The 24,966-nt window shown below is 66.3% G+C and carries 19 protein-coding genes; 11 read left to right on the forward strand and 8 right to left on the reverse strand.

Annotated features, from left to right (window positions below; translation table 11 throughout):
- A partial coding sequence (locus ACFPME_RS11910) for a sensor histidine kinase (RefSeq protein WP_377305551.1) occupies window positions 1-2,608 on the reverse strand: 2,608 nt, incomplete at its 3' end.
- Window positions 2,609-2,818: 210 nt separating this feature from the next.
- Between ACFPME_RS11910 and ACFPME_RS11915 the strand changes: the two genes are divergently transcribed.
- Complete coding sequence (locus tag ACFPME_RS11915; RefSeq protein ID WP_377305553.1) at window positions 2,819-4,279, forward strand: GTPase; 1,461 nt, start codon at window positions 2,819-2,821, stop codon at window positions 4,277-4,279.
- A gap of 716 nt (window positions 4,280-4,995) precedes the next feature.
- On the opposite strand, the gene ACFPME_RS11920 is transcribed toward ACFPME_RS11915, so the two are convergent.
- The 3 genes from ACFPME_RS11920 to ubiH form a co-directional block, all read right to left on the reverse strand.
- On the reverse strand, window positions 4,996-5,790 hold the full coding sequence (locus ACFPME_RS11920) for a dienelactone hydrolase family protein (RefSeq protein ID WP_377305555.1): 795 nt from the start codon (window positions 5,788-5,790) through the stop codon (window positions 4,996-4,998).
- Between the two features lie 74 nt (window positions 5,791-5,864).
- The gene (locus ACFPME_RS11925) at window positions 5,865-7,076 is read right to left on the reverse strand and encodes a UbiH/UbiF/VisC/COQ6 family ubiquinone biosynthesis hydroxylase (protein ID WP_377305557.1); all 1,212 of its coding nucleotides are present in this window, start codon (window positions 7,074-7,076) and stop codon (window positions 5,865-5,867) included.
- Complete coding sequence (ubiH, locus tag ACFPME_RS11930) at window positions 7,073-8,302, reverse strand: 2-octaprenyl-6-methoxyphenyl hydroxylase (RefSeq protein ID WP_377305559.1); 1,230 nt, start codon at window positions 8,300-8,302, stop codon at window positions 7,073-7,075. The genes ACFPME_RS11925 and ubiH overlap by 4 nt, the downstream gene beginning before the upstream one ends.
- A gap of 85 nt (window positions 8,303-8,387) precedes the next feature.
- On the opposite strand from ubiH, the gene ACFPME_RS11935 reads away from it, so the two are divergent.
- The 9 genes from ACFPME_RS11935 to ACFPME_RS11975 all read left to right on the forward strand — a co-directional run bounded on the left by ACFPME_RS11935 (window position 8,388) and on the right by ACFPME_RS11975 (window position 17,667).
- The gene (locus tag ACFPME_RS11935; protein WP_377305561.1) at window positions 8,388-8,990 is read left to right on the forward strand and encodes a hypothetical protein; all 603 of its coding nucleotides are present in this window, start codon (window positions 8,388-8,390) and stop codon (window positions 8,988-8,990) included.
- 5 nt (window positions 8,991-8,995) lie between these two features.
- Entirely contained in the window at window positions 8,996-9,568 is a 573-nt protein-coding gene (locus tag ACFPME_RS11940) for a cob(I)yrinic acid a,c-diamide adenosyltransferase (RefSeq protein ID WP_377305563.1), read from the forward strand.
- 11 nt (window positions 9,569-9,579) lie between these two features.
- A complete protein-coding gene (locus tag ACFPME_RS11945; RefSeq protein ID WP_377305845.1) occupies window positions 9,580-10,497 on the forward strand; it encodes a histone deacetylase family protein in 918 nt (305 codons plus the stop codon).
- Window positions 10,498-10,739: 242 nt separating this feature from the next.
- Window positions 10,740-13,118, forward strand: a complete 2,379-nt coding sequence (locus tag ACFPME_RS11950) for an LPS-assembly protein LptD (protein ID WP_377305565.1) — start codon at window positions 10,740-10,742, stop codon at window positions 13,116-13,118.
- A 34-nt stretch (window positions 13,119-13,152) separates the two neighbouring features.
- Entirely contained in the window at window positions 13,153-14,499 is a 1,347-nt protein-coding gene (locus tag ACFPME_RS11955) for a peptidylprolyl isomerase (protein ID WP_377305567.1), read from the forward strand.
- 15 nt (window positions 14,500-14,514) lie between these two features.
- Window positions 14,515-15,564 (forward strand): 4-hydroxythreonine-4-phosphate dehydrogenase PdxA, encoded by a 1,050-nt coding sequence (pdxA, locus tag ACFPME_RS11960; RefSeq protein WP_377305569.1) that lies wholly within the window; start codon window positions 14,515-14,517, stop codon window positions 15,562-15,564.
- The gene (gene rsmA / locus ACFPME_RS11965) at window positions 15,561-16,349 is read left to right on the forward strand and encodes a 16S rRNA (adenine(1518)-N(6)/adenine(1519)-N(6))-dimethyltransferase RsmA (protein ID WP_377305571.1); all 789 of its coding nucleotides are present in this window, start codon (window positions 15,561-15,563) and stop codon (window positions 16,347-16,349) included. Before pdxA ends, rsmA begins: the two co-directional genes overlap by 4 nt.
- A gap of 67 nt (window positions 16,350-16,416) precedes the next feature.
- The gene (apaG, locus tag ACFPME_RS11970) at window positions 16,417-16,800 is read left to right on the forward strand and encodes a Co2+/Mg2+ efflux protein ApaG (protein WP_377305573.1); all 384 of its coding nucleotides are present in this window, start codon (window positions 16,417-16,419) and stop codon (window positions 16,798-16,800) included.
- Window positions 16,801-16,815: 15 nt separating this feature from the next.
- Complete coding sequence (locus tag ACFPME_RS11975) at window positions 16,816-17,667, forward strand: symmetrical bis(5'-nucleosyl)-tetraphosphatase (protein ID WP_377305575.1); 852 nt, start codon at window positions 16,816-16,818, stop codon at window positions 17,665-17,667.
- A 54-nt stretch (window positions 17,668-17,721) separates the two neighbouring features.
- Here the strand turns inward: ACFPME_RS11975 and secA are convergent, their stop codons facing one another.
- Window positions 17,722-20,457: a preprotein translocase subunit SecA gene (secA, locus tag ACFPME_RS11980; protein ID WP_377305577.1), complete on the reverse strand. Its 2,736-nt coding sequence runs from the start codon at window positions 20,455-20,457 to the stop codon at window positions 17,722-17,724.
- 187 nt (window positions 20,458-20,644) lie between these two features.
- Entirely contained in the window at window positions 20,645-21,574 is a 930-nt protein-coding gene (locus ACFPME_RS11985) for a M23 family metallopeptidase (protein ID WP_377305579.1), read from the reverse strand.
- Window positions 21,575-21,601: 27 nt separating this feature from the next.
- Here ACFPME_RS11985 and ACFPME_RS11990 point away from each other — a divergent pair, with 27 nt between their 5' ends.
- Window positions 21,602-22,084, forward strand: a complete 483-nt coding sequence (locus tag ACFPME_RS11990; RefSeq protein WP_377305581.1) for a DciA family protein — start codon at window positions 21,602-21,604, stop codon at window positions 22,082-22,084.
- A 219-nt stretch (window positions 22,085-22,303) separates the two neighbouring features.
- On the opposite strand, the gene lpxC is transcribed toward ACFPME_RS11990, so the two are convergent.
- Together lpxC and ftsZ are read right to left on the reverse strand one after the other, a co-directional pair.
- Window positions 22,304-23,218 carry a UDP-3-O-acyl-N-acetylglucosamine deacetylase gene (gene lpxC, locus ACFPME_RS11995; protein ID WP_377305583.1) on the reverse strand — a complete coding sequence of 305 codons (915 nt, stop codon included), beginning with the start codon at window positions 23,216-23,218 and terminating at the stop codon, window positions 22,304-22,306.
- 456 nt (window positions 23,219-23,674) lie between these two features.
- Complete coding sequence (gene ftsZ, locus ACFPME_RS12000) at window positions 23,675-24,859, reverse strand: cell division protein FtsZ (RefSeq protein WP_140649498.1); 1,185 nt, start codon at window positions 24,857-24,859, stop codon at window positions 23,675-23,677.
- Window positions 24,860-24,966: the final 107 nt, after the last annotated feature.

Genomic DNA, 24,966 nt, shown 5'->3' on the forward strand with positions numbered 1-24,966 from the left:
GCGCATCGTTCAGCAGCTTCAGCAGCATGCTGCCGGAGCGCTGCATGGCCTGGGTGTAGTCGTGTTGCAGCGGGCTCAGCGGCGTGCTCAGCAGGAGTTCGGCCATGCCCATCACGCCGGTCATCGGCGTGCGGATCTCGTGGCTCAGCGTGGCCAGGAACTGCGTCTTGGCCGCGCTGGCCGCCTCGGCCATCTGCCGCTGCTGTTCGGTCAGCTGCATGCGATGGCGCTGCGCCAGCCGCCGCCGCCAGCTGCGCAGCACCAGGCTCACCGCACTGGCAAGCAGCAGCGCATAGATCAGCCACGCCCACCAGCGCACCCACGGCGGCGCCTGCACGTGGATGCGCAGCGGCGACCGCAACAGGGCCCATTGGCCGTCCGCGCCAGCGGCCTGCACATCCAGCCGGTAATCGCCCGCCGGCAGGCCCGCGAAGTCGCGCTCGCCGCGGCTGTCGGCGTCAATCCAGCCATTGTCGAATCCATTCAGGCGGAACCGGTACCGGTTGACCGCGGGGTTGATGAACGACGCCAGGCGCACGCCCACGCGCAGGTCGCGGTCGCGCCAGTCCAGTTGCACCACCGCGCTGTCGAGGGGGATGCCATGCACTTCGCCGCCGCGCTGCACGTTGAGATACGCCAGCGTCAGCGGCGGCGATGGGCTTGCGTTCGGCGTCTGCAGCAGGCGCTCGGGCCGGAACGCGACGACGCCCGCGCTGGTGGCCGCGAACATCGTTCCGTCCGCTGCCATGGTGGTTGCGCTGCCGTCGAAATTCGCGTTGAGCAGACCATGGGAGGAACCAAACGACCGGAAGCGCCGGGCGTGTCGATCGAACTGCCACAGGCCGGGGTTGGCAAACACCCATAACTGACCCTGGCGATCGACGCGCAGGTCGCGCAGGTCGGCATTGAGCTGCTCATGGCCGAGGTCGATGCGGTCGTCGCGCAGCGCGCGCCCGCCGGCGTAGCGATAGTGTTCCAGCGCTGACTTGGTGGCCAGCCAGAACCCGGTCGCATCGAAGGCGAAGGCGATGATCTCCTGGCGCGGCACGCCCGGCACGAAGAGCAGCCGCGCGCTTTTGTCGGCCTGGCGAAGCAGGCCGCCCTCGCTGGCATACCAGAGGCTGCCGGCGTGCCAGGTAAGCTGATCGGGCCGCAGGCTGCTTTCGCTGCCGCGCTCCATCTCGACCCGCGCGACGGCGAGGCTGTCGGGGTCGATCACATAAACGCCTTCGTTCCACGAGGCGACGTATAGCCGTCCATCGTCGGCGGCACTAAGCAGCACCGGCCGGGTCACTCCGGAGGAGTCGAGATCGAGCGGAGTCAGCTTGCCGTGATCGAACAGGGTGAGCCCGGGCGGGTTGTCGATCCACAGCCGGCCACGCGGGTCTTCCGCCAGCGAGACGACCTGCCCGCGCATGCCCTTCACCACATGCTGCACGCGGCCGGTGGCTGCATCGAGCTTGTCGATCCAGCCATTGTTGCCGCCCAGCCACAACTTGCCGTCGCGACCCATGAGGATCGTCGACGCCGAGATGCCGGAGAGGCTGCCGGGATCGTCGGGTATGTGGGTGAAGCGGGCAAAACCGTTCCAGCCCGGCGGCAGGTAGGCGATGCTGGACTGCTCGAAGGTGATCCACAAGCCGCCTTCGCCATCGAGCGTGGTCTGCCACGTCTTGTTGCCGGGCAGCCCGCCCGGCAACAACGGCTGGCCGGCAATGCGCTGCAATGACCCGTCGCCGCGATCCAGCAGCACGCCGTCGGCGGTGCCGATCCACAGGCGCCCCTGCGTGTCGCGGGTGCTGCTCATGACGCGTTGCGATGCCAATTGCCGGTTCGCCAGCGGTCGCGCCACGCCATCGGCGCCGATGATCAGCAGCCCCCCCGTCAGCGACACCCTGACGTCGCCATGGCCGCCGTCGATGCGCCAGCTCTTGCCCACGTCGCCATGGAACGAGGGATCCACCCGTACCTGCCGCATCGTGCCGTCGGTTTCGCGCAGGTAGATGCCGCTCTCCGCGCCGATCCAAAGACGGCCATCGGCGTCGGCCAGCAAGGCGCGCGTCTGGCCGAACGAGCCGGCCGGCTCGCCGGCGACATTCCGCGGCACGTGGTCGAACCCGCTTCGATCCGGTCGCATGCGGTCGAGCCCGCTTTCGGTGGCCACCCACAGGCTGCCATCGGCGGTCTGGGCAATGTCCCAGACTTCGTTGCCCGCCAGGCTGGCGGGCTTCGTGTCGTCATGCGTCCAATGGCGGAAACGCCCGCGGCGCTGGTCGTACATGATCAGGCCGGTCGAAATGCCGCCGGTCCAGACGTCGTTGTCGCGGTCGACCAGCAGGGCGTAGGTCGGGTTGGCCGGCAACGAATCCGGGTCGTCCCCCGCATGCCGGAACACCTTGAAGCCGACGCCGTCGAACCGTATCAGGCCACCGGCCGAGCCGAACCACATGAAGCCGTTGCGGTCCTGCGCGACCGCGTAGATCGCGCCGCTGGGCAAACCGTCCGTCGTTTCATAGCGGCGGAACTGCGGCGTCGGCAACGGGCCCGCGGTTTGCCCATCGGATGCCATCGACGCCATGGGTGCCGACACGAGCATGGCCAGCGTCATGCCCAGCCATCGTGCCGACCACCTCAGATCGCTCCCCATCCGTTTCCCCGTGAACAGCTGCCGCAGAATCCGCTCAACCCCGCTGGACGCCGCATTGTCCCAAGCCGCGATAGTGCCAAAACCGCGGCGGTGGCGCGAGCACGGCGTGCCCGCCGGCGCACCGGCCGCAGCGTCGAAAGCCGGCGCGACGAAGCTCGCTAGAATGCGCAGATGTCCCGACGCATGCGATTGCTGTTCTCCGCGCTAGCCATGGCTGCGTTGCTGTGGCTGCTGTTTGCCGCTGCCGAACGTGCGCTGGCGCTGGCGCAGCGCTTCCTCGCCCTGCCGGCATGGCTGCAATGGACGCTCGGCGGCATCCTGCTGCTCTTCGCGGCGGCCGGCTTGAGCGTGCTGTGGTGGATGCTGCGGCCTCGGCGCAAACGCCGACCGCTGCCAGCACCCGACCGCGGCAGCCTGGAACAGCGCATCGGCCAGCTGCACGAACGCGGCGCGGATACCGGCATGCTGACGGCCGAACTGGGCGAACTCGATCGCCGCCGCCTCGGTGCGCGCCTCTACATCGCCTTGTTCGGCGAAATCTCCACCGGCAAGTCCAGCCTGATCCGCGCACTGGCACCGCACGCCCAGGCCGCCAGCGACGCGCGTGGCGGCACCACCCGCACCGTCGGCCACTACGACGGCAGCTTGCCGGACGGCCGCGCGCTGGTGCTGGCCGACGTGCCCGGCAGCCGCGAGGCCGGTGGCGAGACCCGCGAAACCCTGGCGCGCGAAGAAGCGCTGCGCGCGCACGCCGTGATCTATCTGTGTGCCGGCGACCTCGACCGCAGCCAGGCCGACGAACTGCGCTGGCTGGCCGAGTTCGGCAAGCCCTTGCTGCTGGTGCTGAACAAGGCGGACCAGTGGACGGCCGTCGAACGCGACCAGTTGCTCGCGCGCCTCGTTCAGCAATCGCGCGGCATCGCCAGCGCCGTGCTGGCGATCAGCGCCGGCGGCAGCGAACGCTATCAACGCCAGCTCGCCGACGGCAGTACCGAGTCGGTCGAGCGCCAGCGCAAGCCGGCCATCGGGCCGCTGCTGCAGGCGCTTGCGCGGCTCACCGCGTCCGGTGCCGAAGGCATGGAGAGCCTTCGCGAGAACGCCGTGCTGGCCGGCCTGCATCAACGCACCGGCACGCTGGAAGCGCAGACCCGCGCCGAGGAGGCCGAACGCATCGTGCACAAATATGCGCGGCGGGCCATCGTCGGCGCACTCGCCGCGGTGGCGCCGGGCAGTGACCTGGTGATCCAGGGGGTGCTCGCCACCGGCCTCACCCGCGCGCTCGCCGAGCTGTACGGGGTCAAGGTCAGCGAGGTGCAGGTCGAGGATTTCGTGCAACAGGCAAGGCTGACCCTGCGCACCGGCAGCTCGATCGTGCTTGCCGTCGCCGGCAACGCGCTGAAAGCATTTCCCGGCTTGGGCACGCTGGGCGGCGGCGTATTGCACGCCTTCGCCTACGCCCTGATCTTCGACTCGATGGGCCGCGCACTGGCCGCTTCGCTGGCCGAACGCCAAAGCCTGGACCAGGAGGACGCTGGCGCCCGGCTGAAGGAACTGCTGGCCGATGCTGGCGGCACGCGCTTGCGCCAGCTGGCTGCGCTGACGAAGGAAGCGGTGCGCGAACGCGCGGAATGAGGCGCATCGCTCCGATGGCGCATGTGGTGGTTGCACTTAAATGGCTGGGAGAAAAAAAGCTCCAGAGCTTTCGTGCGCCCACGGCGCCCGAGTCACTTTCTCTCGCCTGCCCGAGAGAAAATAACCAAAGAGAGGGCTCCCCCGCTTGCGGACCTTGCGGGGTTTGTCGACAGCACATCCTGTGCTGACGCCAAACTGGCCGGCATCCCTGCCGGCCGCCCTGCGGGCTTTTCCTCCATCCGTCCGCCGCTTCAGAGGGGACCCGGTAGAGCAGCGCGCATCCTGCGCGCACTTCTCAGAAGAGCCAGATCGAAAGCAAGGCAACGGCAGAGCGATGCGTTGCCGTTGCCGTGGCTTTTCAGCTTTATCACCGAGTGCGGGCCACGATGGCCCGCTGCTCCCCGGGGCCCCTGTGCGGCGGTGAGGCGGGGTCGACAGGCCGCGCAGCGGGAACCGACAGGGATGTCGGTTCCTTTTCGCCCGGACAGGAGTCCGGTCGAAAAGCCCGGCCCCGACTCACGGACTTGCCGGGCAGGAGCCCGGCAAGTGCCAAGCGGGGTGGCCTTTCTCTTTGGTTATCTTTCTCTTTGGCCACGCAAAGAGAAAGTAACTCGGCCTCCGAAGGAGGTCGAAAGCTCTTAGCTCCCGACCTATCAGCACCACACCAAACAGCACTCTGCACGGTCACAGAAAGTCTCTGTGAGAGTCCTGCAAAACTACGGTGTGCCGGCGAACGCCGCGCGCAGCCAGTCGTGCATCAACCGGTAACTGCGTGTGGCCGCGCGCTCGTCGTAGCGACAACCAGGCGAGTTCTCGCCGGCTTCGGTAAAGCAATGCACCGCGTGCCCGATCACCACGAATTGCCAGTCGGCGGGGCTGGTGCGCATCTCGTCCATGAACTTGTCGGCGTCCGGCATGGTGCCCTTGTCGTCGGCGCCGTTCATCGCCAGCACGCGCGCCTTGATGTTCTTCGCCAACGCCGGCTTGTCGGTATCCAGACCACCGTGGAATGACACCACCGCGGCGACGTCGGCGCCACTGCGCGCCAGATCCAGCACCGCCGAGCCGCCGAAGCAGAAGCCGATCGCGGCCAGCTTGCTGCTGTCGATCGGCGCACCCGCGGCCTGCGCCTTCAGCTGGGCCAGCGCCTCGCTCACGCGCTTGCGCATCAGCGCGCGATCGCCGTACAGCGGTTTCACCGCCGCCTGCGCCTGATCGGCATGGCCTTGCTGCGGACGCACGCTGGCGCCGTACATGTCGGTGAGCAGGATCACGTAATCCTTGCCGGCGATCATCTCGGCCTTCCGGACGGCCGCGTTGTTGACGCCGTACCAGTTCGGCACCATCACCAGGCCAGGCCGCTTTGCCGTGGTCGCGTCGTCGTAGACCAGGATGCTGTGGAAGCGCGTGCCGTCCTGGCTCCATTCGACGCTTCGGTGCACCATCTTCGCCTGTACGGCGAAACTGGAACCGGCAAGCAGCAGCAGACAGCAAAGTCGGGCGATGCGCATGATCAATCCTCCGGTGAAGCTGACGGGTCCGCCCCAAGCGGGGCGGGTTGGATGGGGCTTTGCTTGCAGCAGGGTCAGAGTCCGCCGGCGTGCTCCGAGAGGCGCCGTTTCAACGGGGCAAGACGATCGAGCAGGCGCACGCCGACGCCGCGGGCGGCGACCAGCGGCGGCGATTGCCAGGCATAGATGCGCGCCAGTGCGTCGAAGCCCAGTGCATCCAGCGTATCGGCGCTGCGCCGACGGCGCGCGTAGCGACGCAGCACGTGGTCGGCACCGATGTCACGCCCGGCACGGCGTGCCGCCAGCAACGTGTCGCGCAGCTCGGCCACGTCGCGCAACCCGAGGTTGACACCCTGGCCGGCCAGCGGATGCACCGCATGCGCAGCGTCGCCCAGCAACACGAAACGGTCAGCCTGATAGCACTGGGCCAGTTGCAGCTTCAACGGAAACGCCGCGCGCGGGGTGGTGGCGAGCATGCGGCCGAGCCGGAAATCGCTGGCGAGGCCGAGTTCATCGAGGAAAGCCTGGTCGTCCAGCGCCAGCACGCGTTGGGCCTCGGCCTCGGGCAGCGACCACACCAGCGAGCTGCGTCCGTCGCCCAGCGGCAGCAAAGCCAGCGGTCCGCCGCGCATGAAGCGTTGCCATGCGGTATTTTCATGCGGCCGCTCCGTGGTCACATGCGCCACCACGGCGCGCTGAGCGTAGTCCCGGCCCCGGGTACCAATGCCGGCCAGCTGGCGCAAGGGCGAGGCCGCGCCATCGGCAGCCACCAGCAAGCCCGCCGCCAGCGTCCCGCCATCCGCCAGGTCAAGCTGGATACGATCCTCGCGCGCCTCGAAACCCTGCACCCGGGCAGGGCACAGGCGACGCACGCCGGCCGCTTCCAGCGCCTGCCACAGCGTCCATTGCACCAGCGAGTTCTCGACGATATAGCCGAGCTTGTCGCGGCCTTCGCTGGCCGCGTGGAAATCGATGGCGGCCCCGCTTTCGGCATCCCACACATGCATGTGCGCATACGATCCGGCGCGCGCTTGCCGTATGGACGCCCAGACGTCCAGATCGTCCAGCAGGGCGATCGACGAAGGGGCCAGGCCCACTACACGCAGGTCCACCTCGGCGTCGGCGGTCCATGGCGCGGGCGCATGCGCCTCCAGCAATGCCGTGCCGAAGCCGGCACGCGCCAGGGCCAGCGCGGCGGCGGCGCCGACCATGCCGCCACCGACCACGGCCACGTCCAGAGCCGGCGCGCGGCGGCGCGGTGAAACTTCGGGCGAAGCCGTATTCATGGCAGGCGCTCCAGCACGGCCAGCGGCGGCTCGCCGCGGAAGCCCATGCCACGCCGCGCCAGTGCCCGTCGCAATGGCGGCACCCGATCGCAGGCGAGCAAGGCCAGCGAGCGTAGCGGTCCCAGCAGCGGTTGCGGCAGGCAGGCCAGCCGCACCAGGCCGTGACTCATCGCCATGGTGCCGTCGCGATCGGGCGCACGGCGTGCGGCATAGCGTTCCAGCAGCCCGGAAGCACCAGGGTCGGCAGCCGTCGCGATCAGCTCGGCCAGGGTCAGCGCATCGCGCAGGCCGAGGTTGAAACCCTGCGCACCGATCGGATGCACGGTCTGCGCGGCATTGCCCACCAGCACCGCCCGCGGCCCGGTCAGCCGGGTCGCCGCGACGCGATGGATCGCATACGGATGACGCTTGCCGGGCCGGCTCAGGCGGCCAAGACGCCAGCCGAAACGCCGTTGCGCCAGTTCGATGAACTCCGCATCGTCCAGCGCCGCAACAGCGCCTGCCTGGTCGGCGGCCACCGTGAGCACCAGCCCGCAGCGGCGCTCGGCCAGCGGCAGCATTGCGATCGGGCCGTCATCGGCAAAGCGCTCCCAGGCGCGGTTGGCGTGATCGCGCTCCGGCGTGACCGTGCAGACGAACAGCGTCTGCCGGTAGTCGTGGCGCTCGGCGTCGATGCCCAGCTGCGCGCGAACCAGGGAGTTCGTCCCATCGGCGCCAACCAGCAGTGACGTGTCGATGCTGCGCCTGCCGTGCGGCGTGTCGACCTGCGCACGCCAGCCGTTGCGCAGCGGCTCCAGCGCGTCCAGGGTGGCCGGCGCAAGCCGGGTCAGCCGGGTGCATTCGTCCAGTCGACGCAGCAACGCCACGCCCAGTTCACGTGCCGGCAAGGTCCAGCCCAGCGCATCGACGCCCTGTCTGTCCGCATCGATGCGCGCACTGCCGAACTCGCCGGCGCGGCTGACATGGATATGCCGGATCGGGGTGGCTCGCGCCGCGGCATGCCGCCACACGCCGATGGCGTCGAGGCCGTTGACGGTGGCTCGCGCCAGCGCCAGGTTGCGTTCGTCGTAACTGGGCTGCGCATCGGCGCGTGGGGCGGCGGTTTCGACCAGGGTGGCGGCGACGCCCGCGGTATCCAGCGCGATGGCCAGACTGGCACCGACCAGGCCACCGCCGATGATCAGCACGCCGGGTTCGTTCAGGGCGGGAGATTCGTGGACATTCATGCGCCGATGATACGCGCCAGGACCGCCCGCGTTGCGGCGTTGGGCTAGACTAGCGGTCTGTTCAGACGCCCACATGGAGCTCCTCATGGTCAAGACACCGGCCCAACGCCTCGGCATCCTGCTGGCACTCGCCGCAGTGATGGCGGTTACCCGCATCCACCTGTCCCTGCTCCATCACAACGTGGACGATGCGTCGTGGGCGATCTTCTTCCTGGCCGGTTTCTGGCTGCGTGGCGCCGGTCGCTGGGCGTTCCCGTTGTTGATGGCCGAAGCGGTAGTGATCGACTATCTGGTGATCAGCGGCCAGGGGCTCGACTTCTGGAGCCACTACTGCGTCTCGGTGGCTTACTGGTTCCTGATTCCGTCGTATTTCAGCCTGTGGCTGGGTGGCAGCTGGCTGGCGAAACACCAGCGCGGCCTGCACGTGCAGACGCTCGGCATGGCGGTGGTGGCATTGGTGGTCAGCTGGGCCGCCTGCTATCTGCTGTCCAATGGCAGCTTCTACTGGCTCAGCGACAGCGTGCCGCTGCCGCGCAACTCGGCCGCATGGTTCGCCAACCTGGGCGACTGGTATCTGCCGTTCCTGCAGACCACGGCCCTGTATGTGGGTCTCGGCGCGGTGCTGCACGTGCTGGCGGTGCAGATCGCCCGCATGCTGCCTGCCAGCCAAGCCGGGCGGCCGCGCTGAACCCCATGGGCAACCGGCTTTCGAAGATCTACACGCGTACCGGCGACGACGGCAGCACCGGGTTGGGCGACGGCTCGCGGGTAGGCAAGGACTCGCTGCGGGTCAACGCCTACGGCACGGTGGACGAACTCAACAGCACCATCGGCATGCTGCTGGCGGCCGAAGGCGTGACCGCCGAAGTGCGCGAGGCGTTGACCCAGGTGCAGCACGACCTGTTCGATCTGGGTGGCGAGCTGTGCATCCCCGGTATGGCGATGGTCGAGGACAGCGACATCACCCGGCTGGAAACCATCCTCGATGGCTTCAACGAACCGCTGCCGCCGCTGAAGGAGTTCATCCTGCCCGGTGGCGGCATGGCCGCGGCCTGCGGCCATCTGGCGCGCACGGTCTGCCGCCGCGCCGAACGCGAGGTGATTGCGCTGGCACGCGTGGAGAGCGTCCGCACCCAGCCGCAGCGTTACCTGAACCGGCTGTCCGACCTGCTGTTCGTGATCTCGCGCGTGCTTGCACGCGCCAGCGGTCACGGCGAAGTGCTGTGGCAACACGAGCGCAGGCGTAAACCCCAGCCGGCCGAATAGGCCGCCGCATGTTGCGGCTCTACACCCATCCTGCCTGTCTGCAGCACGATCCGGGCCCGGGACATGCCGAACGCCCCGCGCGGCTGCGCGCGGTGCTGCAGGCGCTGGATCAGGACCGCTATGCGGCGCTCGACCGGGTCGAGGCGCCGCTGGCCACGCGCGAGCAACTGCTGCGGGTGCACAGCGCCGCCCACGTGGAGCGCATCCTCGCTGGCGCGCCGGCCACCGGCCAGCGCCGCCTGGACGAAGACACCCTGATGTCGCCCGGTTCCGCCGAGGCGGCGCTGCGCGCAGCGGGCGCCAACGTGGCGGCGGTGGATGCGGTGATGAAAGGCGACGGCCTGCGTGCGTTCTGCGCCGTGCGGCCGCCCGGCCACCACGCCACCCGCGATCAGGCGATGGGCTTCTGCCTGTTCAACAACATCGCGGTGGCCGCCGCGCACGCGCTCGCGGCGCATGGCCTGAAGCGGGTCGCGATCGCCGACTTCGACGTGCATCACGGCAACGGTACGCAAGCCATCTTCGAGCACGAACCGCGCGTGCTGTTCGTCTCCAGTCATCAGTCGCCGCTGTATCCCGGCAGCGGCCATGAGGACGAGCGCGGCCTGGGCAACATCGTCAACGGCCCGCTTTCGCCCGGCGCGGGGTCGCACGAGTTTCGCGAACTGTGGGACGGCGTATTGCTGCCGCGCCTGGCCGCGTTCAGGCCGCAACTGGTGCTGGTCTCGGCCGGCTTCGACGCGCACCGCAATGACCCCTTGGCGGACATCCGGCTGGGCCACGAGGATTACGCCTGGATCACCGGACGGCTGGCGACACTGGCCCGCACGCACGCCAGCGGGCGGCTGGTTTCCACCCTGGAGGGCGGCTACGACCTCGCCGCACTGGCGGCCTGCGCCTGCGCGCACGTCAGCGCGCTGATGGAGTGAGTTGGCCGCCTGCATGGCTGGACTTGCGGATCATTGACCTCGCCAGAGCATTTCGATGCGTCGAACGAGTACCTCGACCGCAGCCGGGCTGCCACTCGACGAGCCGCACCGCCGCGATCGCATCGCCGCTCGTTTTCGTCCGCTCCCGCTGAACCCGCCCACCGCCGCGGAAAGGTTTGCCTGCCGTATCCGGGGCGTTTCTGCTAGCTTAACGAGCCTTCAAAGTCGGCAGATTCCCCGCGATGCCCAAGCTACCCCCACGCCGCCTGCTGGCGGTTGCCGCAGCACTTGCCCTGATCGGCGGCCAGGCCGACGCCAGCAGTGGTCAGAGCATTCCCGCCAGCTCGCCGGGGGAGGCCGCGCAGGCCTGTCCGCTGGGTTCGTTCCATTGCGCACCGCGCCCGTACAACTACGCCATGTGCCGGCCCAACGCGCTGCTGGATTTCTACGACCCCAGCCTCGGCAAGGACGTCAGCCTGCGCGAAACCAGCCTCACCAAGGTCGACGCGCGGCATGTGGACAGCTCCAACCAGTCGGTCTACCACCTTTCCGGCGACGTGAAACTCCACCGCGCCGACCAGCAGTTGCAGGCTGACAGCGTCGATTACAACAACACCAGCACCGATTACGACGCCCGCGGCAACGTGCGCTACCAGGAGGCCGGCCAGTTGCTGGCAGCGTCGCACATGCAGGGCAACACCGAAGCCAGCCGCGGCATCGCCGACGACGTGCGCTACCAGCTGCTGGACGCCCGCGGCAACGGCGTCGCAAAACAGGGCCACATGCTGGATGCGCAGCATTCGCGCTACTCGATGGCGACGTATTCCACTTGTGACGTCGGCCATCACCTGTGGGAGTTCCGCGCCAGCTCGATCACCATCAACAAGGACACCGGCGTGGGTGTGGCGCGCAACGCCACCATGCGGCTGGGCAATGTGCCGTTCCTGTATCTGCCGTATTTCAGCTTCCCGACCGACGACCGCCGCAAGAGCGGCTTCCTGTACCCGACCATCGGCAACACCAGCCGGTCCGGTTTCGAGGTGAGCGCGCCCTACTACCTCAATCTGGCGCCGAACTACGATGCCACGCTGGATCCGCGCATCTACAGCGACCGTGGCGCCATGCTCGCAAGCGAGTTCCGCTACCTGCTGCCCGGCAGCAGCGGCCAAGTCAACGTGGAATACGTGCCGAATGACCATGGCCAGAACGACGGCCTGGCCGACACCAAAGGTGACTCGCGTTACCTGGTCAACCTTTCCGACCGCACGGGGCTGTGGAAAGGCTGGCAGTTCGTGGGGTCCTACAACCACGCCTCGGACAGCAGCTACCTGTACGACTATGGCAACGCGTTGTCCCACGCGGCGATCTACACGCTCGCTTCCAACGCCGCGATCGTGGGTGGCGGCAAATGGTGGAACGCATCGTTCGGCGGCACCATCTACCAGAACGTGAACCCGTTCGTGACCGATGCCGTACTGCCGTACGACCAGTTGCCCTACGCCAGATTCAGCATGGACGTGCCGTTGTCGCGCTGGCTGGAATTCGGCATGGACAGCTCGGCCGTGGCGTTCCGCAAGACCGGTTTCGTCCAGGGCAAGCGCGAGGATATCTACCCCTATCTGGCCGCCGATTTCGGCAACTCCGCGTGGTTCGTCCGCCCGAAACTGGCGTACCGCTATACGGCCTATCAGCTGGACAGCGGCTACGACCGATACGGCTACTCCGGGCTACTTGGCAACGGACGCGTCTCGCCGTTCACGCAACAATCGCCCAGCCGCGCGCTGCCCATTGTCAGCGTGGACAGTGGCATGGTCTTCGACCGCAATACCTCGTTGTTCGGCAACAGTTACACGCAGACGCTGGAGCCGCGGCTGTACTACCTGTACGTGCCGTATCGCAACCAGAACAACCTGCCGGTGTTCGATACCAGCCTGATGTCGTTCGACTACTGGCAATTGTTTTCGCCGAACCAGTTTTCCGGCGCCGATCGCCAGATGGATGCCAACAACGTCACTGCGGCGCTGACCACCCGGCTGCTCGACGACAGCGGCGTGGAGCGCGTGTCGGCCAGCTTCGGCCAGATCCGCTACCTCAGCCCGCAGCGGGTGATCGGCACCGACTGGGTGCGCTCGGCCTATGTGGCCCAGTTGGATGTGCAGCTCAGCGATCGCTGGCGGCTGGCCAGCTCCTATCAGTGGAGCCCGAACACCCGCCTCACCGACATGGCGGCGGTGGAGCTGCAGCGCCGCCTGGGCACCGACGGCATCTTCAACTTCTCGTATCGCTACCGGCGCGGCCTGCTGGAACAATACAGCGCGTCGGCGGTCTACCCGTTGTCCGAGCGCTGGCGGCTGGTGGGATCGTGGACATATTCGGTCAAGGATCGCGAGACCGTCGAGGCATTGGCCGGCGTGGAGTACGACAGCTGTTGCGTGTCGCTGCGACTGGTCGACCGCAACTACATCAACCAGTCCTATTACGGTTTCGGGCCTGTCCCCGCGGGCGGCAATATCAACCAGCGCGACAACGCGATCATGTTCGAGGTGGTGTTCAAGGGGCTCGGCTCGTCGGGCGGCCAAATCGATCCCTTGTTGCACCGTGATATTCTCGGCTATCAATAAACGCATTCGCTCCGGCGATCCAGGCTTTCCATCGATGAAGCTATTCCTTGCACCTCTCCTGCTCGCCGCGCTCGCGATCGTGCTTCCCGCCCAGGCCCAGATGCTGACGCCGGCCGCCTCGGCAAACCAGCCGCTGGACCGCATCGTGGCGGTGGTCAACGAGGACGTGATCCTGCAAAGCGAGTTGAACGACGCCGTGGCGTCGGTACAGCAGCAATACGCCGGCCACACCGAGCAGCTGCCGCCGATGAACGTGCTGCAGCAGCAGGTGCTCAACCGTCTCGTGCTGATGCGGCTGCAGGTGCAGAAGGCGCAGGACCAGAACATCCGCGTTTCCGATGCCGACATCGACCAGGCGATCGCAGGCGTGGCCCAGCAGAACAAGCTCACGCCCGATCAGTTGCGCGCCGAAGTGGAGCGTAGCGGTGCCAGCTTCGCCTCCTTCCGCCGGCAGCTGGGCGACCAGATCACCGTGCAGCGGCTGCACCAGAGCGTGGTGCAGGATTCGGTCTCGGTCACCGACAGCGAGATCGACAACCTGCTCAGCAGCCCGACCTACAAGGCCGGTGAAGTACATCTGGCGCACATCCAGATAACCATTCCCAGTGGTGCCGATGCCGCCACGATCCAGGCCAGCCAGGCCAAGGCCGACCAGGCGATTGCGGCGATCAAGGGCGGCATGGACTTCAACGCCGCGGCGATCCGGTTTTCCGATGCGTCCGACGCACTGGAAGGCGGCGACCTCGGTTGGCGCCGGATGGACGAGATTCCGCCGGCCTTCGCCGACACCCTCGCCTCACTGAAGCCAGGCGAAGTCAGCCCGGCCCTGCGCGGCCCGACCGGCTTCCACATCCTCAAGCTGATCGACCAGCGCCAGAGCAGCCGCAAGATGGTCACCGAGCTGCATGCACGGCAGATCCTGATCAAGCCCAGCGAGCTGGTGACGCCGGCGCAGGCCGAACAGAAGGCCCGCGACCTGTACAACCGCATCGTCAACAAGCACGAGGATTTCGCCACGCTGGCGAAGGAAAATTCCAAGGACGACACCACTGCCAATCTCGGCGGCGACATGGGCTGGTTCGCGCCGCAGGCATGGGGTACCACCATCGCCAAGGAGCTGGGCCAGCTGAAGGACAACGAGATATCGCAGCCGTTCCAGAGCGAAGCGGGCTGGCACATCGTGCAGCGGCTGGGCTCGCGCGAGAGCGATCAGACCGTGCAGATCGAACGCGACCAGGCCCGCCAGGCCATCGGCACGCGCAAATCCGAGCAGGTCTACGACGACTATCTGCGCGATCTGCGCTCCAACGCTTACGTCAACGTCCTGGTACCCGAACTGCGCGACACGGACAGCCAGGCAGCGCCCGGCACCTCGCCGTAAGCCGCGTTGAATACCATGCCACTGCCCCGGCTCGCGGTCACTGCCGGTGAGCCGGCGGGCATCGGTCCGGAGCTGCTGATTCGGCTGGCCGCCACCCCGCTGGCAGCCAGCCTGATCGCGATCGCCGATCGCCACGTGCTGGAGCGCGCGGCCGCGCGTTGCGGCCTGCACATAGAGTTGGCCGAGGACGATGGCAGCGTGCAGACCGAGCGCCGACGTGGCACGTTGCGTTTGCGGCATACGCCACTGGCGGTTGACGAAGCGCCCGGCCTGCCCGACCCCCGCAACGCGCGCCACGTACTGGACACCCTGAGCGAAGCGGCCGATGGCTGCCTCGCCGGTCGCTACGATGCAGTGGTTACCGCGCCCTTGCAGAAATCCTCGATCAACGACGCCGGCATCCGCTTCAGCGGACACACCGAATTCTTCGCCGAGCGCGCGCACTCCGATGTGGTGATGATGCTGGCCAGCCCGGAGCTGCGCGTGGCGCTGGCTACAACACACTTGCCGTTGGCCGCGGTGCCGGCCGCCATCACCGGCGCCACACTGACTCGCACGCTGCGCATCGTGCATGCGGAACTGCGAAGCAAATTCGGCATCGCCGAACCGCGTATCGCGGTGCTGGGACTCAACCCGCACGCCGGCGAAGGTGGCCATCTGGGCCGCGAAGAAATCGACACCCTGATTCCGGCGCTGGATGCGCTGCGCGACGAAGGGATGAAGCTGCTCGGCCCGATGCCGGCCGATACGGCGTTCGTACCTGCCCAGCGCCGCCATTACGACGCGGTGCTGGCGATGTACCACGACCAGGCACTGCCGGTGCTCAAGAGCGAGGCGTTCGACCGCACGGTGAACCTCACGCTCGGCCTGCCCTTCATCCGCACCTCGGTCGATCACGGCACGGCGCTGGATCTGGCCGGCACCGGCCAGGCGAACCCGGCCAGCCTGATCGCCGCGGCGCAGATGGCTCTGGAACTCGTGGCGCATCGCGTCACTTGCTCCTCTTCTCCCCCAGGCGGAGAGGCGCGTGGCGAGGCCCCCACCTCGCCGGGAGCGAACCAATGAACGCGCGCCCCAAGAAGAGCTTCGGCCAGCATTTTCTGCATGATCACCGCTACGTCGACTGGATCGTCAGCGCCATCGCACCGCGAGCGGACGATTTCATACTGGAGATCGGCCCCGGCGAAGGCGCCCTGACCCTGCCGCTGCTCGCCGCCGCCGGCAAACTCACCGCGATCGAACTGGATGCCGACCTGATCCCGGATTTGCAGGCGCGGGCGACCCGCGCGGGCGAACTGCACATCATCCATGCCGACGTGCTGAAAGTGGATTTCAGCGCCCTGGCGCACAGCCACGGCGTGCCGCGGCTGCGCATCGCCGGCAACCTGCCTTACTACATCTCCAGTCCCATCCTGTTCCACTGCGTCGAGCACGCGGCGGCGATCCAGGACATGCATTTCATGTTGCAGAAGGAAGTGGTCGACCGGATGGCCGCCGAGCCGGGCAGCAAGGTGTATGGACGGCTATCCGTGATGTTGCAGCTGGCCTGCCGGGTGGAGCCGCTGTTCAACGTGCCGCCGGAAGCGTTCCGGCCACCGCCGAAGGTGGAATCCGCGGTGGTGCGACTGGTTCCATTGGAACCCCACGAATTGCACGATGCCCGGCCTGAGCATGTCTACGCCGTGGTCAAGGCGGCGTTCGGGCAGCGGCGCAAGACGCTGGCCAACGCGCTGAAGCAATTGCTCGACAGCGATGCGATCCGCCGCGCCGACGTCGACCCCAAGGCACGCGCCGAGACACTCGCCCCGGCCGACTTCGTGCGGCTGGCCAAGGCCTACGCCGACCTTTGACGAGGAAGATGCGGTCCAATGCCGGCGGCTCCGCCCCATTCACGGCGGCAGGCCTTACAATCCGGGCATGACTGAAAAATCTTCCTACACGATCGACGTGCAGGTCGAAACCCGCTTCGTCCCCGATCAATCGAAGCCCGGTGACAATCGCTACGTTTTCGCCTACACCGTCACCCTGCGCAATGCCGGGCAAATGCCCGCACGCCTGCTCACCCGCCGCTGGATGATCACCGACGCCAATGGCAAGGTAGAGGAGGTGACCGGCGAAGGCGTGGTCGGCGAGCAACCATGGATGCGACCCGGCGACGATTTCGAATACACCTCGGGCGCGGTGCTGGAAACCCCGGTGGGCACCATGGCCGGCAGCTACCAGATGCTGGCCGACGACGGTACGGAGTTCGAGGCGCCCATCCCGACCTTCACCCTGTCCATCCCGCGCACGCTGCACTGATGGCCCTGCGCTGACATGGCTACGTACGCGATCGGCGACGTGCAGGGCTGCTATCCCGAACTGCAACGCCTGCTCGACAAGCTGCGCTTCGATCCGGCGCAGGACCAGCTGTGGTTCTGTGGCGACCTGGTCAACCGCGGCGGCCAGTCGCTGGAAACGCTGCGGCTGATTCACGGTTTGCGCGAGCAAAGCATCGTCACGCTCGGCAATCACGACCTTAGCCTGCTCGCGATCGCGCAGCGCCGGCCCGATGCGCAGGCTCGGGTGAACCCCGAACTGCGCGAAGTGCTGTTCGCCGACGACGCGCCGGTGCTGTTCGAATGGCTGCGGTCGCAGAAGTTGCTGCATCATGACGAGCAGCTCAACTGGACCATGGTGCATGCGGGCCTGGCGCCGATGTGGACGCTGCGCCAGGCCCAGCGCGCGGCCGAGGATGTGGAGCGCGAGCTTTCCAGCCCTCGCCACCCGCGCCTGCTGCGCAATCTGTTCGGCAATCGTCCGGCGGTGTGGTCGAGCCGGCTGCAAGGGCTGGACCGGCAGCGCGCCACCATCAACACGATGACCCGCATGCGCTACTGCGACGTGAACGGTCGCATCGATTTCGAGGCCAAGGGCATTCCCGGCACGCAGAAGCCGGGGCTGTATCCATGGTTCTCGGTGCCTGGCATGCGTCGGCGCGATACCCGCATCGTCTGCGGCCACTGGTCGGCGCTGGGCCGCTTCGCCGGGCTCGGCGTGCACGCGATCGACACCGGCTGCGTGTGGGGCGGGCAGCTCACCGCGCTGCGGCTGGACGATGAGGAACCGCGATATATCACGGTCAACGCCGAGGCGCATCGCAAGCGGCCGCCCGGCAGCGAGGACTGATCCCTCCAAAAAAAAACCCCGCCGCGGCGGGGTTTTTCATATCGCTCGGAAGGCTCAGGCCAGCTGGCCGTGACAATGCTTGTACTTCTTGCCCGAGCCGCATGGGCATGGCTCATTGCGGCCGACCTTGGGGCCGTCATGCTGTGCCGGCGGCTGCGCCAGACGCATGCCATCACCCGTGGATTCAGCCTCGCCGCCGAACGCGCCAGCAGGCGGCGCGCCACCGCCGGTCGCCAGCATCTGCTTCTGCAGACGATCGGCAAGGCGCCGCTGCTCGGCTTCCATCGCGGCAACTTCCTCTTCGCTGCGAATGCGGATCCGCGCCAGCATCTGCACCACCTCGGTCTTGATCCGGCTGAGCATGTCGGAGAACAGCTTGAACGACTCGCGCTTGAATGCCTGCTTCGGATCCTGCTGCGCGTAGCCGACCAGATAGATGCCCTGGCGCAGGTAATCCATGTTGGACAGGTGATCCTTCCAGGCGTTGTCGACCACGGTCAGCATGATGTGCTTTTCCAACTGGCGCATGGTCTCCGCGCCGATCTGGGTTTCCTTTGCCTGGAACAGTGCATTCACCGCGTCGCGCACGTGCGCGAGGATCATTTCCGCGTCGACTTCATGCTGCTGCTCGATCCACTGCTTCAAATCGAGCGCCAGGCCGAACTCGCTTTCCAGCTCGCGGTCGAGGCCGGCCAGATCCCACTGCTCATCGATGCTCTCGGCTGGCACGTACGCGCGCACCATGGTCTGCACCACGTCTTCCCGGATGTCGGCGACGGTGGCCGAGACGTCCTCGCCCTCGAGTAGCTCATCGCGTTGGGTATAGATCACCTTGCGCTGGTCGTTGGCAACGTCATCGAATTCCAGCAGGTGCTTGCGGATGTCGAAGTTGTGCTGTTCGACCTTGCGCTGGGCCTTCTCGATCTGCCGGCTGATCATGCGATCTTCCAGCGCGTCGTCGTCCTTCATGCCGAAGCGCTTCATCCAGCGCACCAGGCCTTCGCCGCCGAAGATGCGCAGCAGATTGTCTTCCAGCGACAGGTAGAAACGCGAGGAACCCGGATCGCCCTGGCGACCCGAACGGCCGCGCAACTGGTTGTCGATGCGCCGCGACTCGTGCCGCTCGGTGCCGATGATGTGCAGGCCGCCAGCGGCGAGTACCTGCTCGTGCAATTTCTTCCACTCGGTCTTGACGCGCTGGCGGTCCATCTCGCCGGCATCCTCGGGCAGCGCAGCCAGCGCCACTTCCAGGCTGCCGCCCAGCACGATGTCGGTACCGCGGCCGGCCATGTTGGTGGCGATGGTGACCTGGCCAGGTGCGCCGGCCTGCGCGACGATGTGTGCCTCGCGCTCGTGCTGCTTGGCGTTGAGCACTTCGTGCGCGACATTGGCCTTCGTCAGCATGCCCGAAAGCAACTCCGACACCTCGATCGAGGTGGTGCCGACCAGCACCGGCTGGCCGCGCTTGTGGCAGTCCTTGATGTCCTCGATCACCGAACGGTACTTCGGATCCTGCGCGAGGAAGATCATGTCCGGGTTGTCCACCCGGATCATCGGCTTGTGGGTGGGGATCACCACCACTTCCAGGCCGTAGATGCTCTGGAACTCGAACGCCTCGGTATCGGCCGTGCCGGTCATGCCGGCCAGCTTCTTGTACATGCGGAACAGGTTCTGGAACGTCACCGTGGCCAGCGTCTGGTTCTCGCGCTGGATCGGCACGCCTTCCTTCGCCTCGACCGCCTGGTGCAGGCCGTCGGACCAGCGCCGCCCGACCAGGGTGCGGCCGGTGAACTCGTCGACGATGATCACCTCGCCGTCGCGCACGATGTAATCGACGTCGCGCTGGTAGATGCCGTTGGCGCGCAACGCCGCGTTGAGGTGATGCACCACCGCCAGGTTCTTCGAGTCGTACAAGCCGCTGTCCTGCTCGATCACGCCGGCATCGCGCAACAATTCGTCGGCGTGCTGCATGCCTGCTTCGGACAGGTGCACCTGCTTCTGCTTCTCGTCGACCCAGTAGTCGCCTTCGCCCTCTTCCTCGGTCTGGCGGATCATTCGCGGCACGATCTTGTTCACCGCCAGGTACAACTGCGGAGAGTCCTCGGCCGGACCGGAGATGATCAGCGGGGTACGCGCTTCGTCGATCAGGATCGAGTCGACCTCGTCGACGATCGCGTAATGCAGGCCGCGCTGGTAGCGCTGCTCCTTGCTCAACGCCATGTTGTCGCGCAGGTAGTCGAAGCCGAACTCGTTGTTGGTGCCGTAGGTGATGTCGGCCGCATAGGCTTCATGCTTGTCGGCGTGATCCATGCCTGGATACACCACCCCCACGTTCAGGCCCAGGAAGTTGTACAGCTTGCCCATCTGGGCGGAGTCGCGGCGGGCCAGGTAGTCGTTAACGGTGACCACATGCACGCCCTTGCCTGCGAGCGCATTGAGGTAGACCGGCAGCGTACCGACGAGCGTTTTGCCTTCGCCGGTGCGCATCTCGGCGATCTTGCCCTGATGCAGCACCATGCCGCCGATCATCTGCACGTCATAGTGGCGCATGCCCAGCGTGCGCTTGGCTGCCTCGCGCACCACCGCGAAGGCTTCGGGCAGCAGCTTTTCCAGCGCTTCGCCACCGGCGACCCGCTGCTTGAACTCATCGGTCTTGCCGCGCAACGCCTCGTCGCCAAGCTTCTCGTACTCGCTCTCCAGCGCGTTGATGCGGGAAACGGCGCGGGAAAGCTGGCGCAATACGCGTTCATTGCGGCTGCCAAACAGGCTCGTCAGGGCACGATTGAACATCGATCTTCCGGGTTGGGGTGCAGAACGCCCGCAATACACACGGGCCAATCGGGCATGTTACTACATGCCCGCTGACGCACGAATTGCAGGCGCCAGACATTGAGGCGCACCCCCTGGGGACGCGCCAATGCGATCATCCTGAATGGCGTCAGGCAGACGCGGATTCAAGGCCAACGAAGTTGCGCTGCTACCGATGATTGCGCACGAACGCCAGCGGGTTGACCACGCGGCCGTCGTACCAGACTTCGAAATGCACGTGCGAACCGGTCGAACGGCCGGTGGAGCCGGCCTGGGCCAGAACATCGCCCACCTGCACATGCTGGCCCGGCCGCACGTCCAGTGCGCTGTTGTGCGCGTAACGGGTCATGTAGCCATTGCCGTGATCGACCTCGATCACGTTGCCATAGCCGCTGCGCGCGCCCGCAAACGTCACCATGCCCTCGGCCACGGCATGCACCGCGGTGCCGAACGGGGTGGCAATGTCGATTCCGGTATGGCGCGCCGAGTGGCCATCGAACGGGTCCGGCCGAACGCCGAAATACGATGAGATGTAGCCGGGCACGGGCATCCCGGTCGGCTTCAGGTTGGACTCGATCCTGGCGTCCATCAACAGGCTCTGCAACGCCGACAACTGGGCCTGTTGCAGATCGAACTGATTGGCCAGCTGGTTGATGCTTCCATCCAGCGCCGGGGGCAGCGCATAGGCGCTTCCGCTGACATCCTCGACACCGCCGACGGCGGGCTGCTGATCGAAATCGAACTCGCCATCATCGAGCTTGCCGACCTCGGCCAAACGCTGCCCCAGCGCGTTGAGTCGGGTGGACTGGGCCTGCAGTTGTCCCAGCTTCACTGCCAGCGCATCGAGACTGTGCCGGGCGTCCTGGCGTACGCCACCCAACTGCGCGTCCTGCTGGCTGATCTGCTGTTGCAGCTCGCGTATCTGCGCCAGCGCGCGATCCCGCGGACTGGCCACTACCCAAGCCAGCGCCCCACCCATGCCCATGCAGACCGCGACCGCTACCGACAGCACCGCCAGGAATTTCAGGCGCAGGCGCCGATCCGCCAGGTCGAGTGTTCTGGGCAGTTTCCGCGCGCGTGATACGAGTATGATTTGCATGTGTTTCCAAAATCGAATTCCGGCACCATGCAACGTGCTGCACCCGCTACTTCCCGCCGCAGCAGCAATGGACCAAAGCCCCTTGCCGACTGCGGCTCCTTCGCGACGCTGGCCCGAAAGGCCGACGCGCTGGAAGCACTGGATCGCGCGCTACGCCAGACGTTGCCGTCGCCGTTGCGCGAGCAGGTGAGATTCGCCAACCTGCGCAACGACCGCCTCGTCTTTCTGGCTTCTTCACCGGCCTGGGCATCGCGCCTGCGCTTGATGCAGACACATATTCTTGCCACCGCGCATGCCATTGGCACGAGCGCCAGTTCAGTCACCGTGAAAGTGGCCCCCCAACCACCGGCTGCACCCGCGCCGGATCGGTCAAAACCGCTTTCGCTCGCCGCCGCCGCCCATCTCCGGGCCGCTGCCGCGTCATTCACAGACCCCGAAATGCGGGTGCTGTTCCTTGAGCTGGCGTCCCTCGCCGAAACCACTGATTCCGCGCTGCCCCAATCGGATTGAAATCCGCCGGGTTGCCCAGCCCTGTACTGACCTGGGACTTCATGCCGCTGTCGACCGCGGATGCCGCGAAGTGGGTTTATAGCATGCACCGGGTTAAGGCGAGACCGGTCATGTCGTCGTAGCGTGAACCGGGTCCGGACGGAGTGTGCGGCTCACCACAGAAAAAGGCCGCGTCTCTCGACGCGGCCTTTTTCTGTGGTGTTGCTGCAATGGCGCCGCTCAGATCGCCTGCGCCGGGTGTGCATAAGAGATGGGCGACGTGGCCGGGTCGTCCTGATAGCTGACTTCCTCCCATGCCGTGGCGTCGGCCATCAGGGTGCGCAGCAGCTTGTTGTTGAGCTCATGGCCCGACTTGTGCGCATGGTAAGCGCCGATCAGGCTGTGACCGAGCAGGTAGAGGTCGCCGATCGCATCGAGGATCTTGTGCTTGACGAATTCGTCCTCGTAGCGCAGGCCGTCCTCGTTCAGCACGCGGTAGTCGTCCAGCACCACCGCGTTGTCCATCGAGCCACCCAGCGCCAGATTGTGCTCGCGCAGCATCTCGATGTCGCGCATGAAGCCGAAGGTACGCGCCCGGCTCACTTCCTTGACGAAGGATGTGGTGGAAAAGTCGATCTCGGCGCGCGAAGTGCGTTTGGAGATGATCGGGTGGTTGAAGTCGATCGAAAAACCGACCTTGAAACCCTCGAACGGATCGAAGCTGGCCCACTTGTCGCCATCCTGCACCTTCACCGGCTTCTTGATGCGAATGAAACGCTTGGCCGCGTTCTGTTCTTCGATGCCGGCGGACTGCAGCAGGAACACGAACGGTCCGGCGCTGCCGTCCATGATCGGCACTTCCGGCGCGGACAGGTCGACATAGGCATTGTCGATGCCCAGCCCCGCCATCGCCGAAAGCAGATGCTCGACGGTCGAGACCCGGGCGTCGCCATTGACCAGCGTGGTGGACAGCCGGGTATCGCCGACATTGTCCTGGCGAGCGCGGATATCCACCGGCGGATCGAGGTCCGTTCGGCGGAAAACGATACCGGTATTCGGCGCGGCGGGGCGCAAGGTCATGTACACCTTGTCGCCCGTATGCAGGCCGACGCCGGTCGCGCGGATGATGTTTTTAAGCGTACGCTGCTTGATCATTGTAGTTGGTACCTGTGTAGGCAGCAGCCAATCAGGGGCGGATGCTAACACAGTTTTAACCTGCGATAAAAGCAAACCGTACCGTACAGTCTGATTAAGCCTTCATGTTTCTTTCATCCTTGAAAGCGACGGGCATCCGCTGCCATTGCTCCTGACAATCCGGCGGGTCGACACGATGTCCCGCGCCTGGGACGGGAATCCGGCACGGAACATCGGACTGGCCGAAACGGGCGGACCCGCGACGACCGGCCGTACGCCATCCTGACGCACAGTCTTGCTGCTACCCAACGAACGGCTTGCCCGCCGGATCCACCCATACCCTTCCCGTGGCTGAAACACGGCCTCAGCCGCGATTCCCGGCCGGAACCAACCGATACCGCCACGTTTGGAGAAGGACTCTGCCAACGGGTTTTCGTTCAGTATGTTCGCATCTCCTCAATCTGCCAGCCGGCTCGATCAATCTGCCTGGCGTCGCAGAAACGCCGGAATGTCGAGGTAATCGAAGCCCGGCTCCGCATTTTTTGCCGAGGCCGCGGGTTCTGCGCGACTGTGGCTGCTGATGCTCATTTCCGGCTGCGCATAGTCCACCACTTCATTGCCGGTGCCGGTACGCAGCACAACCGGACGCGGGCGCATCTGCTGCGTCTCCACCATGCGGATCGGTGGCTGCTGGCGCGAGGCGTTGGCACGGTTGAGGCCAGTGGCCACCACGGTGACCCGTACATCATCCTTCATCTCGGGATCGAGCGAGGTACCAATCACCACGGTAGCGTCTTCGCTGGCGAAGTCATGGATGATGCGGCCGATCTCGTCAAATTCGCGCATAGTCAGGTTCGGGCCCGCGGTGACGTTGACCAGGATGCCGCAGGCGCCGTTGAGGTTCACGTCCTCCAGCAGCGGGTTCTTGATCGCCGCTTCGGCTGCCGCCTGCGCGCGATCGTCACCCCGGGCGGTGCCCGAGCCCATCATCGCCAGACCCATCTCCGACATCACGGTGCGCACGTCGGCAAAGTCCACGTTGATCAGGCCGGGAGCGGTGATCAGGTCGGCGATACCCTGCACGGCGCCCTGCAGCACGTCGTTGGCGGCCTTGAACGCGTTCAGCAAGGTGACGTCGCGGCCGAGCACGCTGAGCAGCTTCTCGTTAGGCACGGTAATCAGCGAGTCGACGTGCTGCGAGAGATCCTCGATGCCTTTCAGCGCCACCTGCATGCGTCGGCGACCCTCGAACGGGAACGGCTTGGTCACCACCGCCACGGTGAGGATGCCCTTCTCCTTGGCCAGCTGCGCCACCACGGGCGCGGCGCCGGTACCGGTGCCGCCGCCCATGCCGCAGGTGATGAACACCATGTCGGCGCCTTCCAGCATCGCCTCGATGCGTTCGCGGTCCTCCAGCGCGGCCTGGCGGCCGACCTCGGGATTGGCGCCGGCGCCGAGGCCCTTGGTCACGTTGCCGCCCAGTTGCAGGTGGGTGCGCGAGCCGCAGCTGGTCATGGCCTGCGCGTCGGTATTGGCGACGATGAATTCCACGCCTTCGATGTTGGCATTCAGCATGTGCGCCACGGCGTTGCCGCCGCCACCGCCCACGCCGATGACCTTGATGACTGCATTGGGTGCAAGTTTATCAATCAATTCAAACATTTCCCGTCCTCCGTAGAGTTGTTGTCGTTGTAACCAGGGAACGCGACTCCTGTCGGTCCAAGGTGGTGGGCTGATCTCCTTCTGCCCATGGCTGCGCCTCCTGCGCC

The organism is Rhodanobacter umsongensis (genome assembly GCF_042654965.1).
Taxonomy (GTDB): Bacteria; Pseudomonadota; Gammaproteobacteria; order Xanthomonadales; family Rhodanobacteraceae; genus Rhodanobacter; species Rhodanobacter umsongensis.